Source organism: Methylocapsa acidiphila B2 (assembly GCF_000427445.1).
Lineage (GTDB): Bacteria > Pseudomonadota > Alphaproteobacteria > Rhizobiales > Beijerinckiaceae > Methylocapsa > Methylocapsa acidiphila.
The window spans coordinates 1,667,807-1,684,103 of sequence record NZ_KE386496.1; the positions used below are offsets into that span (position 1 = coordinate 1,667,807).

At 63.7% G+C, this 16,297-nt stretch carries 15 protein-coding genes; 9 read left to right on the top strand and 6 right to left on the bottom strand.

Features of this window, described 5'->3' with window-relative positions:
- Nucleotides 1–7: 7 nt before the first annotated feature.
- Genes METAC_RS0109960 through METAC_RS0109970 form a run of 3 tightly spaced genes read right to left on the bottom strand, consistent with a single transcriptional unit; the run spans nucleotide 8 to nucleotide 3,065 of the window.
- A complete protein-coding gene (locus METAC_RS0109960) occupies nucleotides 8–1,132 on the bottom strand; it encodes an ABC-type transport auxiliary lipoprotein family protein (RefSeq protein WP_026606908.1) in 1,125 nt (374 codons plus the stop codon).
- A gap of 7 nt (nucleotides 1,133–1,139) precedes the next feature.
- Nucleotides 1,140–1,928: an ABC transporter ATP-binding protein gene (locus tag METAC_RS0109965; protein WP_026606909.1), complete on the bottom strand. Its 789-nt coding sequence runs from the start codon at nucleotides 1,926–1,928 to the stop codon at nucleotides 1,140–1,142.
- A 3-nt stretch (nucleotides 1,929–1,931) separates the two neighbouring features.
- Complete coding sequence (locus tag METAC_RS0109970; RefSeq protein WP_051335501.1) at nucleotides 1,932–3,065, bottom strand: ABC transporter permease; 1,134 nt, start codon at nucleotides 3,063–3,065, stop codon at nucleotides 1,932–1,934.
- 265 nt (nucleotides 3,066–3,330) lie between these two features.
- On the opposite strand from METAC_RS0109970, the gene METAC_RS0109975 reads away from it, so the two are divergent.
- The 5 genes from METAC_RS0109975 (at nucleotide 3,331) to METAC_RS0109995 (ending at nucleotide 7,750) form a co-directional block, all read left to right on the top strand.
- On the top strand, nucleotides 3,331–3,894 hold the full coding sequence (locus METAC_RS0109975) for an invasion associated locus B family protein (protein ID WP_026606911.1): 564 nt from the start codon (nucleotides 3,331–3,333) through the stop codon (nucleotides 3,892–3,894).
- A 185-nt stretch (nucleotides 3,895–4,079) separates the two neighbouring features.
- Nucleotides 4,080–5,162 (top strand): FIST signal transduction protein, encoded by a 1,083-nt coding sequence (locus METAC_RS0109980; protein WP_026606912.1) that lies wholly within the window; start codon nucleotides 4,080–4,082, stop codon nucleotides 5,160–5,162.
- Nucleotides 5,163–5,177: 15 nt separating this feature from the next.
- Nucleotides 5,178–6,302, top strand: a complete 1,125-nt coding sequence (locus tag METAC_RS0109985) for an alanine racemase (protein ID WP_026606913.1) — start codon at nucleotides 5,178–5,180, stop codon at nucleotides 6,300–6,302.
- A gap of 144 nt (nucleotides 6,303–6,446) precedes the next feature.
- Nucleotides 6,447–6,920, top strand: a complete 474-nt coding sequence (locus METAC_RS0109990; protein WP_026606914.1) for an RDD family protein — start codon at nucleotides 6,447–6,449, stop codon at nucleotides 6,918–6,920.
- An 89-nt stretch (nucleotides 6,921–7,009) separates the two neighbouring features.
- Nucleotides 7,010–7,750, top strand: a complete 741-nt coding sequence (locus METAC_RS0109995) for an arginyltransferase (protein WP_026606915.1) — start codon at nucleotides 7,010–7,012, stop codon at nucleotides 7,748–7,750.
- Between the two features lie 93 nt (nucleotides 7,751–7,843).
- Here the strand turns inward: METAC_RS0109995 and parC are convergent, their stop codons facing one another.
- On the bottom strand, nucleotides 7,844–10,096 hold the full coding sequence (gene parC, locus METAC_RS0110000) for a DNA topoisomerase IV subunit A (protein ID WP_026606916.1): 2,253 nt from the start codon (nucleotides 10,094–10,096) through the stop codon (nucleotides 7,844–7,846).
- 300 nt (nucleotides 10,097–10,396) lie between these two features.
- Between parC and METAC_RS0110005 the strand changes: the two genes are divergently transcribed.
- Nucleotides 10,397–10,609, top strand: a complete 213-nt coding sequence (locus tag METAC_RS0110005; RefSeq protein ID WP_026606917.1) for a hypothetical protein — start codon at nucleotides 10,397–10,399, stop codon at nucleotides 10,607–10,609.
- Nucleotides 10,610–10,615: 6 nt separating this feature from the next.
- Here METAC_RS0110005 and METAC_RS0110010 read toward each other — a convergent pair whose 3' ends face one another.
- On the bottom strand, nucleotides 10,616–11,899 hold the full coding sequence (locus METAC_RS0110010) for an adenosylmethionine--8-amino-7-oxononanoate transaminase (protein ID WP_026606918.1): 1,284 nt from the start codon (nucleotides 11,897–11,899) through the stop codon (nucleotides 10,616–10,618).
- 509 nt (nucleotides 11,900–12,408) lie between these two features.
- Here METAC_RS0110010 and bioF point away from each other — a divergent pair.
- The 3 genes from bioF to METAC_RS0110035 all read left to right on the top strand — a co-directional run bounded on the left by bioF (nucleotide 12,409) and on the right by METAC_RS0110035 (nucleotide 14,921).
- Nucleotides 12,409–13,602 carry an 8-amino-7-oxononanoate synthase gene (bioF, locus tag METAC_RS23155; protein WP_051335503.1) on the top strand — a complete coding sequence of 398 codons (1,194 nt, stop codon included), beginning with the start codon at nucleotides 12,409–12,411 and terminating at the stop codon, nucleotides 13,600–13,602.
- 1 nt (nucleotide 13,603) lies between these two features.
- Nucleotides 13,604–14,278 carry a dethiobiotin synthase gene (gene bioD / locus METAC_RS0110025; RefSeq protein ID WP_026606920.1) on the top strand — a complete coding sequence of 225 codons (675 nt, stop codon included), beginning with the start codon at nucleotides 13,604–13,606 and terminating at the stop codon, nucleotides 14,276–14,278.
- Nucleotides 14,279–14,459: 181 nt separating this feature from the next.
- Nucleotides 14,460–14,921: an SRPBCC family protein gene (locus METAC_RS0110035; RefSeq protein WP_026606922.1), complete on the top strand. Its 462-nt coding sequence runs from the start codon at nucleotides 14,460–14,462 to the stop codon at nucleotides 14,919–14,921.
- A 187-nt stretch (nucleotides 14,922–15,108) separates the two neighbouring features.
- Here the strand turns inward: METAC_RS0110035 and METAC_RS0110040 are convergent, their stop codons facing one another.
- Complete coding sequence (locus tag METAC_RS0110040) at nucleotides 15,109–16,284, bottom strand: phosphoribosylamine--glycine ligase (protein ID WP_026606923.1); 1,176 nt, start codon at nucleotides 16,282–16,284, stop codon at nucleotides 15,109–15,111.
- Nucleotides 16,285–16,297: the final 13 nt, after the last annotated feature.

The window sequence follows — 16,297 nt, forward strand, 5'->3', positions numbered from 1 at the left end:
ATGCGCCTCAGATCTTCTGCGCGACCCATCGCACGAGATCCGTCGCCGCCTGCGAAAAAGCCTGATTGAGAGCCTCCGTCGCCGCAGGTGGGTCCATCGCCTTGACCGGAGCCTCGCCGCGAAACAAGCGGCTATCGATGATCCGCCCCTTCTGATCGACGATTTTCGCCATAAATTCGATGCTCGCCACAGGCGGCGCCGTCTCGGCGATCTGGAACGCATGCAGATCAATCAATAGCTGATAATCCGCCGTGAGATTATCGGACGGGCGCCCGACTCCGGCGAGGAAATTCGCGTTTTCCAGGCTTTGAATGATTTTGGCCTGGATGAGCTTCGGCGCGCTATCCGCCCATTGGGCGTTCTCCAGGAAGGAGCTTTGCCCATCGCTCGCCACAAGTATGATTCTCTGCGTGTCGTTGCGGACCACGGTCGTCGGATCCGCCACAACGAGCTCCTTTGGCGGCTTTTTCGCCGCCGAAACAGTAACGCGAGCAGCGGTCAAGTCGAAAGTCGGCGGCGGGCCCTTGGCGGCGCCCCCGCCGAATGTCTTTTCGAGGCCGGAGAGAATGCCGTCGACGCTCTTGGAATTGCGCGCGAGCGCGCCGGAGAACGTGTCTAAATTGGCGATCGTCTCGTGAAGAGGATCTGAATTCTCGGCAAGAATCTTGTCGATCCGCGCAAGCGTCTCGCGCGCCGCCTGAGCGAGATCCTGCCCAGCGTTGGGCGCAGCCACTAGCAAAGGCGGCGCGCCCGGCGCCGCCGTCATCGGCGGCAGATTCGGCGAGCCTCCGCTCAGCGCGATCGAGGGGCTGCCCATGAGGCCCTGCACCTCGATCCGAGCCTCGGTGTCGGCGCGAATCGGCGTGCCGAGCGCCACGGCGATCGTGACGATCACCTGGGACGGGTTGTCGGCGCGCAGGTGAAGATCGGTGACTTCGCCGACCCTGATGCCATTGAAGGACACCCCCGCGCCGGGCCGCAATCCCGAGACCGTATTCTCGAAGCGTACGCGATAGATCGCGCGCTCGCCAAGGCCGCCGGTCGCATGCAGCCAATATACGAATCCGAAGCCGGCGAGGCTCGCGACGAAGACGAAAAGACCAATTAGGATATATCGCGCGCGCGTTTCCATCTCAGCCTCATTGCGCGACAGTCGGCGTCCCGGCGACGCCGCGGGAGCGCTTTCCGCGAAAATAGTCTTTGACCCAGGGATGCTCGCTTTCGAGCATCTCGGCGATCGAGCCCTCCGCGACCACTTTGTGGTCGGCGAGCGCGACGATGCGATTGCAGTCCGAATGCAAGCTGTCGAGATCATGCGTGACCATGAAGACCGTCAGCCCGAGCGTCTGCTGCAAGGTGACGATCAACGAATCGAAATCGCCAGCCGCGATCGGATCGAGGCCCGACGTCGGCTCGTCGAGAAAGACGATCTCTGGGTCGAGCGCGAGGGCCCGGGCGAGGGCGACGCGCTTGACCATGCCGCCCGAAAGCTCCGACGGCATTTTCCGGCCGTCCTCGGGGCTCATGCCGACCATTTCGAGTTTCGCCGTCGCGACCTCCTCCAGCAATGTTTCCGACAGGCGGAGATGCTCTCGCATGGGAAACTGCACGTTCTCCTGCACGGTCAGGGAGGAAAAAAGCGCCCCCTGCTGGAATAGAATGCCCCAGCGCCGCTCGATGGCCTGCATCTCCTCCGATGAGATTCGGTCGAGGTCCTCTTCGAATACCGAAATGACGCCTCGCCTCTTACGAATCAATCCGATGATCGTCCGCAACAGGACCGATTTGCCGCCGCCCGAGGCCCCTACGACGCCGAGAATCTCGCCACGCCGAACGTCGAGCGAGACGCCGTCGAGCACGGTCTGTTCGCCGAAGCCGACGACGAGATCACGCACGCGGATGATCGGCTGACCAGACAACGGCGCCATCGATCACATCCCGATCGCGGCGAAGAAGATGGCGAAGAAGCCGTCGATGACGATCACGAGAAAGATCGACTTCACGACGGAGGCGGTGGTCTTGAGGCCAAGCGATTCGGCGCTGCCTGCGACTTGCAGCCCCTCCGAGCAGGCGACGAGGCCGATGACCAGCGCCATGAAGGGCGCCTTGATCATGCCGACCTGAAAATGCGTGACGGTGATCACCTCCTTGAGGCGGGCGATATAGATCGGCGGGCTCATGCCGCCATAAAACCATGCGACCAGGCCGCCGCCGTAAAGCGCGCACATCGAGCCAAAAAAGGTGAGGATGGGCATGGCGATGACCAGCGCGACGATGCGCGGCAGCATCAGCGCCTCGACCGGATCGAGGCCCATGGTGCGTAGCGCGTCGATCTCCTCGCGCATCTTCATGGAGCCGAGTTCGGCGGTGTAGGAACTGCCCGAGCGGCCGGCCACCATAATTGCGACAAGCAACACGCCGATCTCGCGCAGGACCAGGACGCCGACCAGATCGACCGCGTAATCGCCGGCGCCGAACTTTCGGAAATGAAAAATGCCTTGCTGCGAAATGATCGCGCCAATGAGCAACGTCATCAGAAAAATGATCGGCAAGGCCTGCCACCCGACGCGATCGAGATGATGCACAGTCGAAGCGAGCCGAAACCGGCGCGGGCGCCGGAGAATGAGCGCGATGGAGGAGCCGAGGCGTCCCGCCAGGTCGATCAACCGGACGAGATCTTGAAGGAATTCCGTCGTCGCGACGCCGAGATCTTCGAGCTTGGTGAGAATGGCGTTTCGCCTGACCGGGACGACCTTAATTTTGTTGCACGCTCTGATCTCGTCGAGCAGGTCGGAAAACCGCTCCGGGACATTGGCGAGCTGCGTCTCGAGCCCTTGCGCCGAAAAAGAGCGCGCCAGGCGCTCGAGCAGCCAGGCGCCGAACGTGTCGAGCTCGACGACGCCGGCCGCGTCGATCTCGAGCCGGCGCGCATCCGAAACGTCCAATCCGACCGCACCAAGCTTCTCTTCGATCGAGGCGGCATGCGCCGCAGTCCATGCGCCGGAAGCGAAAACGCGCGTAGGCTCTCCGGCCTCGCCGCTTTGGACGATCAATTCGGGCGCCAATATCTCGCTCCGATCTCTCGGCGCGCCCCGGCGCCATCGCGACGCGATATCTTAATGCGTTTCCTGCACCCGATCCAACACGCACCAAGGCTTATTTGGAGTTTTCCCAAGTCTCGGCTGTTAGCGCGACGCGCAGATCCTTCCTGCGCATCCAATGGTTGCGCCGCCCGCGCAAAAGCGGTGCGCAAGACGCGAACGCCCTTGACCAAAAGCTTTACACATAGATAGCTAGCAAGCGACGAGGCTAAATTTAGAACGTGGGCACATGCGACAAATATTCATGGCGGCCATCGGTTTTTCGCTTATTTCCAATGCAGCCGTGCAGGCGCAAACGCGCCCGGCCGAGCCGAAGCCCACGGAAGCGCCAAAGGCCCAGCCGGGCGCTCCCGACACGACGACCGACACGTTCGGCGATTGGGCGGTGGTGTGCGGCTCCCATCCGAGCGGCACCGGCGAGAAAATTTGCGAAGTCGACGCGACCCTTACCGTGCGAGGCCAGCCCTCGCCGATCGCGAAAATCGCCTTCGCGCGGCAGGCGAAGGACAAGCCCCTCCGAATCATTGCGCTGGTGCCGGTGAACGTCTCTTTCCATAAGGGCGTCCGCATCGACCTCGAGCCCGGCAAGTCCGGCGTCGATCTCGCCTATAAGTCCTGCGTGCCTGCCGCCTGCATTGGCGAGGCGGAGCTTTCCGCCGCGCAACTCCAGGCGTTTCGCTCGCCGCCGGCGTCCGGCCAGCTCACCTTCGAGGATGCGACGGGCAAGCCGATGCAGGTGCAATTTTCCTATAAGGGCCTGGATCAGGCGCTCGAGTCGTTCCTGAAGCGGTGAGACGCAAATAAGGAGCGAAATCGCGTGAGGTCGAGCGCGCCGTTCAGCGCGCTCGCGGAGCCTCACGACAAGCCGGCGGCATTTCTTGCATGCAACGGATGCGCGCGATAGGCTTCGCGCGGCGTCCGCGTAAGACCGCGCTGACGCCCTCGCCTTCCGAAGGCCCGATGGAAAGCGCTCCGCACATGGCAACCGATCGCTTTCGCGCCGCGCTCGCCGTTGACGACGATCCTGCCCGGGCCGCCGCTCGCCTTGCCGAGGATCTCGCCGCTCAGGGCGAGGGCGGTTCGATCGGTTTTGTTTACGCAACCGACCGGCTGGAGGGCGGGTTGGCGCCCGTCATTGCGACTCTTGCGCAGCGAACCGGCGTCGCCCGCTGGGTCGGGACGATCGGCTTCGGCGTCATCGGCGGCGAAAAGGCCGTTTTCGATCGACCCGCCGTCGCGGCGATGATCGCGACATGGCCGGAAGATCAATTCAAGCTGTTCGACCGAGAGGATGCGCAAGGCTTCGCCGGCGGCCTGGCGACCGCAATCGTCCATGTCGATCCCCGACAGCCGTACGAGGACTCCCTGCTCCGGCTCGCCGAGAGCAGCGGCGCCTATCTTCTCGGCGGCGTGACGGCCTCGCGCACGCGCTCTTTCGACCGGGTCGCCGGCGGCGTGGCCGAAGGCGGGCTCTCGGGTCTCTTGCTCGGCCCCGGCATCGAGGCGGCGGTCGGCGTCTCGCAAGGATGCAGCGCGCTCGGGCCTGTGCGCACGATCGAATCCGTGGAGAACGGTTTGATCGCCAAGCTCGACGGGGAAACGCCGCTGCACGCCCTGCTCGAGGACCTCTCCCATTCACAAGAGACCGACGCCCGCAAGCTGCTTTTGTCGCTGCATGTCGGCCTGCCCGCCTCAAATTCCGACACCGGCGACTATGTCGTGCGCAATATTCTCGGGATCGACGCCGAAAGCGGCCGCATCGGAATCGCCGAACACGTCGAGCCCGGGCAAAAACTATTCTTCTGCCGGCGCGACCGGACAGCCGCCGCGAAGGATCTCTCAGCGATGGCGCATAGGCTCCGCAAGCGAAAGCCTGCGGCTCGTGGCGCGCTTTATGTATCGTGCTGCGCGCGCGGCCCCAATCTGTTCGACTCCGCCGATGAGGAAGTCGATCTGATCCGGTCCGCTCTCGGCGAGGTTCCGCTCGTCGGCTTCTACGCCAATGGTGAGATCGCCGGAGACCGCATCTACGGCTATACCGGCGTGCTCGCCCTATTTTGATCGGCCCGCCCGACAATGCCGTCTGTTGAGATTTCCCCGCTCGAGGCAGGCTGCGTCCTGACCGTCGACCTTTCCGCTCTCGTCGCCAATTGGCGCACGCTCCAAACCGTGTGCGGCGAGGCGGAATGCGGCGCGGCGGTGAAAGCCGACGCCTATGGGCTCGGCCTCGAGCCCGTCGCCAAGGCGCTGCATGATGCCGGCTGCCGGACCTTCTTCGTCGCCCATGTGTTCGAAGGCCGAACCCTGCGCGCGCTTGCGCCGGACGCCGATATTTACGTGCTCGACGGGCTTCGGCCAGGCGCCGCCGCCGCCTATGCGGATCACGCGCTTCGTCCTGTCCTCGGCTCCGTTCCGGAAATGGAGGATTTTGGCCAGTTTTGCGCCACTTCCGGCCGGCGCTGGCCCGACGGCTCGAGCCTCAAGGCGGCCTTGCGCCTCGACGCCGGCCGGCGCCAACTGGGCCTCAGCGCCTATGATCTCGACCGCGCCGACCATCTCGCGCCTCTGTTCGACGTGACTCTCCTCCTTGGCGAGATCGCCCGGCGCGACGGGGAAGATCCGGCGGAGGCCCAGATCGACGCCTTCGACGCGATGCGCGCGCGATTTCCGGGGCGGCGCGCCTCGCTTGCGAATTCCTCCGCGATTTTCCTCGACGCCATCCCACTCTATGATCTCGTTCGGCCGGGTTATGCGCTTTACGGCGGCAACCCGACGCCCGGACGGCCGAACCCCATGCGGCCCGTCGTCACGCTCGAGGCGAAAATCATCCAGATGCGCATCCTGGAGCCGGGAATGCGCATCGGCGAGGATTTGGCCTGGAAGGCGAAAGGGCCGCGCCGAATCGCCCTCGTCGCCGCTGGCTTCGCCGACGGGCTTCCAATCGCCATGACCGACAATAAAGCGCGGTCCGGCGGCGTCGCGCTCGCGCAAGGACGCCGTTGCGCCTTCGTCGGCCCGATCGCCATGGATCATGCGGCGCTCGACGTGAGCGACGCCGGCTATCTCGAACGCGGCGAGACGGTCGAGTTAATCGGCAAGACGATCACGATCGACGATTTCGCGGCGCAGGCGGGGATGCGCGGCGCGGAGGCCCTGGTTCATCTCGGCCGGCGCTGCCATCGCCGCTATCGACAAGCTTGAGCGAGCCGCTCCATGCGGAAAGACAACGCATCTTGCGCCGCCGCGGACGTGCAACCATATACGCCGCGCCGATCGGACGCGGTTGGGAACCGGCTCTATCCCGTCTGGATTTGAATGAAAGAGATTTGGGATCTGGGGTGACGCATGAGCGATTGGAGCAGCTACGACAGACGGCCCGCGCCGCCAATGTTTTTGCCGGCCTATCTGCCGCCGGAGGCTCTCGCCGGCGTGCGCACGCGACGCGTTCTCGCGCTTTTCCTGGATCTCATCCTCGTCTCGTTCCTATCCTTGGCGCTTTGGCTCGGCCTCGCGGTCTTGACCTTTGGCCTCACGACGCTGCTTCTGCCGCCGCTTTTTCCGCTGGTCGCCTTTTTCTATAACGGCCTAACCATCTCCGGCCAGCGGATGGCGACGCTCGGCATGCAGGCGATGGACCTAGAAATGCGCCTCGTCGACGGCCAAAGGACGCCCTTCCTGAACGCGGCGGCGCATGCTGTGCTGTTTTACGTCAGCACCATGTTCATGCCGATTTTTCTCGTCTCGCTATTCGCCGAAGGCAAAAGATGCCTGCATGACATGCTCGCCGGCGTGATCGTCACGCGGCGGCCATATTCGTAAATCCGGCGGTCATCGTGCTTTGCAGCGCGTGCGGAACGCGCTAGCCTGCGTCCAATGCCGCCGAAATTTGCACATAGGGACGCACCAGCTTGACGCGAGAACCGCGCGACGCGCCGCAGTTCTATCTGACGGCGCCCTCCGTCTGCCCCTATCTCCCGGATCGGCAGGAGCGCAAGGTCTTCACCCATTTGATCGGCGGCCGCGCCGTGGCCCTGAACGATCAGCTCACGCTCTCCGGCTTCCGCCGCTCCCAAACGATCGCCTATCGCCCGGCCTGCGAGAATTGCCGCGCCTGCGTCTCGGTTCGGGTCAAGGTCGATGAATTCCGCCCCTCGCGCAATTTCCGCCGGGTGATCGAGCAAAACCGCGACCTCGCCGGGACCGTAGGCCGCGCGGAGCCGACTTCGGAGCAATATTCGCTTTTTCGCCGCTATCTCGACGCCAGACACGGCGAGGGCGGCATGGCCGACATGACTGTGCTCGACTATTCCATGATGATCGAGGACAGCCATGTCGAGACAAGGCTGATCGAATATCGCCCTCTGTCCGGCGGCTCGCGCGCCCGAGCCGGCCAGCCGCTGATCGCCGCCTGCCTCACCGACCTCCTCGCCGACGGGCTCTCGATGGTCTATTCCTTCTACGCGCCGGACCAACCCCAGCGCTCCCTCGGCACTTACATGATCCTCGATCATATCGAGCGCGCCCGCCGCCTCGGGCTGCCGCATGTCTATCTCGGCTATTGGGTCGAGGGGTCGCAGAAAATGGCCTATAAGTCGCGCTTCCTCCCGCAGGAGCGACTCGGCATGAACGGCTGGGAGCGGGCGGAGTAAATTTTCGAAGCCGCCTTCACGATGCCCGGCGGCGCGCACAATTACCGATCGAAAAGCTGCAATAGGCATGACCGGTAACGCGCCAACCTCGCGTCAACCGAACCGATTATTCTTCGGAAATCCCCTCGGCGGCAGGCGTCCGGCCTCGGCGCGATTGCCGATCCAATCGTTAAGCTCATTCGCGGCGACCGTGAAGGTCCGCCCCGCCGGGTCCTTCCAAGTCAAGCCCTGAGCGAGGGCGAACACCTTGGCGTCGGCCATGCCGCCATCCTTGTATTTCTGCAGGCGGACGCCCTTGCCGCGCGCCATTTCCGGGACCTGCTCCAGCGGAAGGACGAGCAGCTTGCGGTTCTCGCCAATGACGGCGACATGGTCGCCCTCGGCCGAGACTATGAGAGACGCTTTGGCCGGCGCATCGATATTGAGGACGAGCTTGCCCTTGCGCGTGCCGCCGACCATCTCGTCCTGCGCGACAACGAAGCCGCGCCCGTCGCTCGCCGCAACCAGCATTTTCGCGCCCGGCGCATAGGGGAAGACCGCCGTGATGGCCTCGCCCTCGCCGAGATCGGCCATCAGCCGGATCGGCTCACCCTGGCCGCGCCCGCCCGGCAGCTTGCCAGCGTCGAGCGTGAAGACTTTCCCGTCGCTCGCGAGCACGAGAATTTTCGACGTCGTCTCGGCGAAGAATGAGACGAAGAGCTGGTCGTCGCCTTTGAACTGAAGGTTCGACAGATCCGCCACATGGCCCTTGAGCGCGCGGATCCAGCCTTTTTCCGAAACGACGACCGTGACCGGCTCGCGCTCGACCATGGCTTCGGCGAATTCGGCGGAGGCGATGTCGGGCGCGTCGCCAAAGCTGGTGCGGCGCTTCCCGATCTTGGTCTCGGGACCATATTTCTTCTTCAGCTCGCGAATCTGCGACGCGATCGTCTTCCACTGCTTCGCTTCGTCGCCAAGCAGGCGCTCGATCTCGCGCTTCTCCTTCTCGAGATCGTCATGCTCGCGGCGAAGCTGCATCTCCTCGAGCCGGCGCAGGCTGCGCAAGCGTGTGTCGAGAATGTAATTGGCCTGCAGATCCGAGAGCGCGAAGGCGTCTTTCAGCGCTTCCTTTGGCTCGTCCTCCTCGCGGATGATTTTGATCACCGCATCGAGATTGAGGAAGACGATGAGCATTCCGGCGACCATTTCGAGCCGGCGCTCGATCTCCGCCTGCCGGTGCCGCGAGCGCCGCAGAAGAACCTCGCGGCGGTGGTCGAGCCATTGTTGCAAGGCCTCCTTGAACGACACGACGCGGGGCACGACCCCGTCGACGAGCACGTTCATGTTCATCGGAAATCTTGTTTCGAGCTCGCTGAGCTTAAAGAGCTGCTCCATCAGAAGGGCCGGATCGATCGTGCGGGAGCGCGGCTCAATCACCACGCGCACGTCCTCCGCCGATTCGTCGCGAATGTCGGCGACGAGCGGCAGTTTCTTGTCGTTCAAAAGCTCGGCGATCTTCTCGATCAGCCGAGACTTCTGCACCATGTAGGGAATTTCGGTGACGACCACGACCCACGCGCCGCGCGCGCCTTCCTCCTTCGACCAGCGCGCGCGCAGGCGGAACGAGCCGCGCCCGGTCCGATAGGTCTCGACGATCGACTCTTTCGATTCGACGATAATCCCGCCGGTCGGAAAATCCGGCCCCGGCGCGAAATTCAGCAATTGCTCCACGGACGCGTCGGCATGCGCGATCAGATAGAGCGCGGCGTCGCAAAGCTCGGCGAGATTATGCGGCGGGATCGAGGTCGCCATGCCGACCGCGATGCCCTGCGCGCCATTGGCGAGAAGATTGGGCAGAGCGGCGGGAAGGACCACCGGCTCTTGCTGATCGCCCGAATAATTCTCGCGAAAATCGATCGCGTCCTCGTCTATGCCTTCAAGCAAGAGGCGCGCGACATCGGTCATGCGCGCCTCGGTGTAGCGATAGGCCGCGGCGCTGTCGCCGTCGATATTGCCGAAATTGCCTTGCCCGTCGACGAGCGGATAGCGCGAGGAGAAATCCTGCGCGAGCCGCACGAGCGCGTCATAGATCGCCTGATCGCCATGGGGATGGAAAGAGCCCATCACGTCGCCGACGATTTTCGCGCATTTCTTGAAGGCGGTTCCCGGATCGAGCCTTAGGATCTGCATGCCGTAGAGGATGCGCCGATGCACCGGCTTCAACCCGTCGCGGGCGTCGGGCAAGGCCCGCCCCATGATGGTCGAGAGCGCATAGGCGAGATAGCGCTCCTCCAGCGCGTCGCGCAGATTGACGGGTTCGGCGCCGCCGGTCGCGGGCGGCGCGGGAGGCTGAACGTTCTTTCCCATGACGCATGGCCTAACCGAGGCGCCGCCACAGCGCAAGTTCGCTTTTCGTTCGTACACCGCCGCTGGCGAAAAAACTCCCCGAGCCACAAATCCGCCGCCGTTCGACCGGGTTCCCGCCGCCGCGGGAAACGCCCGCTGTGGCCTTGCCGCACTAGTTCGCCTTCGGGCGCCCGGCTACATGGAGACCCATTGAAGCCGCCGCGACGTGTAGCGACGCACGGATGGAACTTCGAGAATAGCTGAGCATTATCGCGGCGGAGTTCGAGCCCTTTAGGGCGCGGCTTTTGGTAGGGAGCGGATATGAACAGAACAGCGTCGATTCTGGGTTTGGCGATAAGCTTTGCAGTGATTTTCTCGGCCTATTCGGGCACGCCCGAAGCCTCCAGCGCCGAAACGAAGACGGCCGAGGCCGCGAGCGCCGCCGGCAAGAATTGCGTGAACCGCGAATTCGCGCTCGACGAAGGCTATGGCGTGACCCGCACCGAAACCCGCCTGGTCTGCGCCGAGGACTGACCCGCCCTATCGCGCCTCGCGCGAAAACGCCCACAAGACAGAGACGATCGCATCGGTGAGGCGTTTCAAATCCGCCTCGTCGATGGTGAAGGCCGGCGTCAAATAGACGATATTGCGGAAGGGCCGCACCCAAACGCCGGCCTCGACGAAGTGGCGCTTCAAATCCCTCAGATCCTCTATTCGATCAAGCTCGACGACCCCGATCGCGCCCTTGACGCGAATGTCGCGCACGCCCGGAGTTTCCCGCGCGGGCGCGAGATCGCGGGCGAGCGCCGTCGAAATTCTTGCGACCTGCTCCAGGCGCGGCTCGGACTCGAACAGGTCGAGCGAGGCGTTGGCTGCGGCGCAAGCGAGCGCATTGGCCATGAAGGTCGGACCATGCATCAAGGCGCGCTGCGGATCGTCCGATAGAAAGCCCTCGAACACCCGGCTCGTGGCGATTGTCGCGGCGAGGGCCATGGTCCCGCCGGTTAGCGCCTTCGAAAGCGTGATTATGTCCGGCGCGACGCCAGCCGCCTCGCAGGCGAAGAGGGTCCCAGCGCGCCCGAAGCCAGTGAAGATCTCATCGAAAATCAGAAGCAGACCATGCCGATCGGCGGCGACGCGCAGCGCGCGCAGCGTTTCGGCGTCGTGAAACAGCATGCCGCCCGCGCCCTGGACGAGCGGCTCGACGATGATTCCGGCGAGTTCTGCCGAATGGCGATCGAGCAACGAATCGAGCGCCTCCCCTCGCCCGGCGTCGACCGGCAGCTCCGCGACGATTTGCTTTTGCAGCACGTCGGCGAAGAGGCTGTGCATCCCCTCCTCGGGATCGCAGACCGCCATGGTCGCGAATGTGTCGCCATGATAAGCGCCCTTGAAGGCGACGAATTTACTCCGGCCGCTAACGCCCCGATTGAGCCAGAACTGGACCGCCATTTTCATAGCGACCTCGACGGCGACCGAGCCGCTGTCGGAGAAGAAGACCCGATCGAGGCCTTCGGGCAGAAGCGCCGCGAGCCGCCGCGCCAGGGTCAGGGCCGGCTCATGGGCGAGGCCGCCGAACATGACATGCGGCATCTCGTCGAGCTGCCTCGCGACGGCCGCGCGAATATGCGGATGGTTATAGCCATGGCAGGCGGTCCACCAGCTTGCGATCCCGTCGATGAGCTCCCGCCCATCGGCGAGAATGATGCGCGAGCCATGGGTTCTCACGACAGGAAGCGGCGGCGCCTCGGTTTTCATCTGGGCGTAAGGCCGCCAGATATGGGGGAGGCCGCGCGTGAACCAATCCGGCGGATCGCTGCTCATAGCGGCGTTTTGGAGACCCACAAGCGCCAAGTCAACATAACTGCTGGAAAGGCTCGGCCCCCGGCCGCCTTTCCGAACCCCGATCCTCTCGGCAAGGCTCGTGACCGAACATCTATGCGCCCGGCATTCAGCCTATTGACTCGGCGGGCGCGCGGAATTCGCTTCGAGCGCGTTCAACCGATCAAGAATGGAAAGGAATGTCAGGAGGAAGAAGATCGCCGATATGAACAAACCAATGAACGGGATCAAGGTCCCGATCGTCCAACCCCAAGGGTTGATCCTACGCTTTCGCGCCACGATGAAAACAATCACAGCATAAATGATGCTGATAAGTGTAAAAGGCACGACTTGGACAAACATGTCGCTCGACGATGGGTGCATGTCCATACACTCCGACATCGTGAAGGAAGCGCCACCATAGGCGGCTCTCCCTTGAGGGTCAAACCTGGTGCGGCCCGCGACTAATTTCTCGTGGGCGAAATTCAAGCAGGGAAGCATAGGACCGGCCGATGCGATCGCTCGATGATTTCTCCGCCCAAAAGCTTGCCGAACTCGAGGCGGCGCATTTGCGCCGGACCTTGGTCGAGAGCTATCGGGAAGACGGCCTTTACGTCACCCGCGCAGGCCGCAGGCTCTTGTCCTTCTCCTGCAACGACTATCTCAATCTCACCCATCATCCGGCCGTGAAGGCGGCCGCCTGCCGCGCGATCGAGCTTTATGGCGCGGGGGCGGGCGCGTCGCGCCTCGTGACCGGCAATCATCCCCTGCTCGCGGAGCTGGAGCAAAGGCTCGCAAGGCTCAAGGGCGCGGAGGCGGCTTGCGTATTCGGCTCCGGCTATCTCGCCAATGCCGGCATCATCCCGACGCTCGCTGGCGCGCGGGACCTGATCTTGATCGATGAACTGGCCCATGCCTGCCTTTGGGCCGGCGCGCAATTGTCATCGGCGAAGATCTTGCTCTTTCGGCACAATGATCTCGTCCACGCCGAGGAGTTGCTCGCGCGCGAGCGCGGCCATTTTCGTCACGCGCTTCTCGTCACCGACGGCGTGTTCTCTATGGATGGCGATCTCGCGCCCCTGCCGGCGCTCTCCGTCCTTTGCGGCGCTTACGACACATGGCTGATGAGCGACGACGCGCATGGGCTCGGCGTCCTCGGCGATGGGCGCGGCTCGGCTTTCGCCGCCGGCGAAAAGGCGGACATCCCCTTGCAAATGGGCACATTATCCAAGGCGATCGGCGGTTATGGCGGCTATTTATGCGCGTCGCAGCCGGCAATCGACCTGATCAAGACAAGGGCGCGCACCCTCATCTACTCGACCGGCCTGCCGCCGGCCATGGCCGCGGCGGCGATCGCGGCGCTCGACGTGATCGAGTCCGAGCCTGAACTAACCGGAAAGCCACTCAAAAAGGCGCGCCTCTTTACCGCGAACCTCGGCCTGCCCGAGGCGCAGAGCCCGATCGTTCCGGTACTCCTGGGTGAGCCGGAACAGGCGCTCGACGCTTCGCGCACATTGGCGGAGGCGGGCTTCCTCGTCGCGGCGATCCGCCCGCCGACCGTTCCGGCGGGGACCGCGCGCCTGCGTTTCGCATTCACCGCCGGCCATCCAGACGAAGAGATCGCGCGGCTCGCTGAGACCGTGCGTCCGCTCCTTCCCGCTGGTTTGGCCCAAGACGGGCGAACGCTCCGTCGATCGGCCTCATGAGATGCCGGCCTATTTCGTCACCGGCGCGGGCACGGATGTCGGCAAAACCTTCGTGACCGCCGGCCTCATCCGCCATCTTCGCCGGCAAGGCCGCGTGGTCGACGCGTTGAAGCCCATCGTCAGCGGCTTCGACCCGGCCGCGCCCGCCCGAAGCGATCCCGCGATCCTCCTCGAAGCCCTCGGCCTCGAGGCCAACGACGCCGAGATCGCGCGGATCTCGCCCTGGCGCTTTCGCGCGCCGCTTTCGCCCGACATGGCCGCGCGCGCCGAGGCCCGCGCGATCGATTTTGAAGAGCTGCTCGCGTGCTGCCGCGCGGCGAGCGCGGCGTGCGACGGCGTCCTGCTAATCGAAGGCGTCGGCGGCGTCATGGTTCCCCTCGACGATCGCAATACGGCGCTCGACCTGATGGCGGGGCTCGGGCTTCCGCTGATTTTCGTCGGCGGAACCTATCTCGGCGCCATCAACCATATTTTGTGTGGGATCGACGCCCTGCTTCATCGCGGACTCGAGCTGCGCGCCGTCGTCGTCAGCGAGACGGAGCGCTCATCCGTCCCACTTGACGCAACAATGACGACCCTCGCCCATTTCGTCTCCTGCCCTCTGCTCGCCTTGTCGCACGACGGCGATGCGAACGCGCATGACGCAGTCTTCGCGCGCATCGCCGCCCAGCTGTGAACCTGCGGACGACCTCCGCCGCTCGACTTGGATGGCACAATTCCTGCCTGAATTGCGCTCAGAAACCCGGCGCGCCCGTCTTTGTCGGGCTCGAGACTCCCCTCTCGCCGGCCGCCAATTCGCGTCGCGGTTCAGCGCCCGGATCGGGCGTTGCAATGACGATTTTTAAGGAGATGGACGCGTGACGGAAACAGCAGAAAAACGCTCCGTTGTCGTGGAAGCGGACATGCCCTATCCGGTCGAAAAAGTTTGGCGGGCGCTCACCGATTCCGAATGTATCGCGCTTTGGTTCATGAAGAACGATCTCGTTCCCGAGTTCGGCCATAAGTTCACTTTGCGCAGCCGACCGATCGAACGCTGGGACGGCGAATTCCAATGCCAGGTCCTCGAGGTCGAGGAAAACCAGAAAATCTCTTTCGCCTGGAAAGGCGGGCATCCGGAGCTGAAGGCCTTCGGGCGCTACATCGACACAATGGCGACCTGGACGATCGCTCCCAACGCCGACGGCGGCACGCATGTCCGCTTCGATCATGACGGCTTCGACACCAGCGAAGAATCGAACGGCTGCTACGAGGCGATGACCAAAGGCGCGCAGAGCATCATGCGGACGCTGAACAAGATGATCCCCGATTTCGACGAATAGCGCTTCGGGCTGAACTCATGCGGGCTTTGGCCCGCATGAGGCGTCGGAAGAACACGGCGCGTGGATTTGAAGGTTTTGCCCCGCTCAATCGCGGCGATTGTGGTTTAAGCCGACATGCCTTTGGGCGAAGAGGGATAGCTGGCCCGAAACCGGGGCCACGCGCGGCATCGTCACATTGAAGCAGTAATCACTGCGCTCGCAAAACCCGCTCGACAGTCTCGGCGGCCGCGGTCAGGCGCTTGCGCATATCTTCGAGATCCTTGCCGCCCGCCGTCACCCCGAGGTCGCGATCCTGATAGGATTGAAACACGACGATGTCGCCATCGGCGATTTCCGCCGCGTCGACAGCAGCCGCGACTCTTTCAGAATCGAGCGTCCCATCGGTCGTGACGATAACCGCCGCAGCGGATTCGTCGCGCCAGCGGAACGGATCGAAGCGCACCAACATCTCGTCGTAAGACGAGATCAGAGCGGGCATGAGATCGCCGTCCATCCGCAAAACGATCGTCTGAAACTCAGGGTCGGACAACCTGACCTTGTAATCCAGAACCTTCGGCCCCTCGGCCGTCAACATGATCCGGGCGGAGAGCAGGCCCTTGCACATACGCCGCTCCGCCTTCATGCCTTCGATAGCCGGACTAAAAATACGCGCGACGATCTCACGCTCGATTTCGGGCGTCACCGCGGGCGCCGGCGAAAGGCATCCGCGACGCGAGGGCGTCTCCGCGCCGTCCCAACGCGGCGTCGTCGAGGTCAACGGCAAAGCGATATTGCCGTCGGTGATCACCGAATAGCCGATTTCCTCCCCAGACAGGAGTTCCTCGACAATAATCTGGCCTCCATCGGAGCCGGACAGGCGCGCTCGGATCGCCGCTTCGGCCTCCTCCTTCGTGTGGCAGGCGGCTGCGTCGGGCCCGTCGACCGCGCGGTCGGATCGCACCACGACCGGCGCGCCGACCTTATCTAGATAGCGCAGGGCCTCATCCACATCCGCGAAACAAGCGAATTGCGGCGTCGGGATATTCTGGCGGCGGCAGAATTCCCTCGCAAAGACATTCGAAATTTCCAGCTTGATGCCGCCCATGTCGGGACCGAAAGCCGGATAGCCGTTGCGATTCAGCATATCGACAAGGCCGCTCTCAATGGCTGGGAGAGCGTCGACGACGACGAATTCGATGTCGTTCTCATCGCAATAGCTGAGAAAGGTCTGCAGCGCGGAAACCGAGATCGGCACGCATTCCGCGACCACGGCGACGCCATCGCTGCCCGGCGCGCAATAAAGCTCATCGACCAGAGGAGATTCGATCAGCTTCCAGCACAAGGCGTGCTCACGCGCGCCGTCGCCAATCACCAGAACTCGCATTGCGATTCCTTAT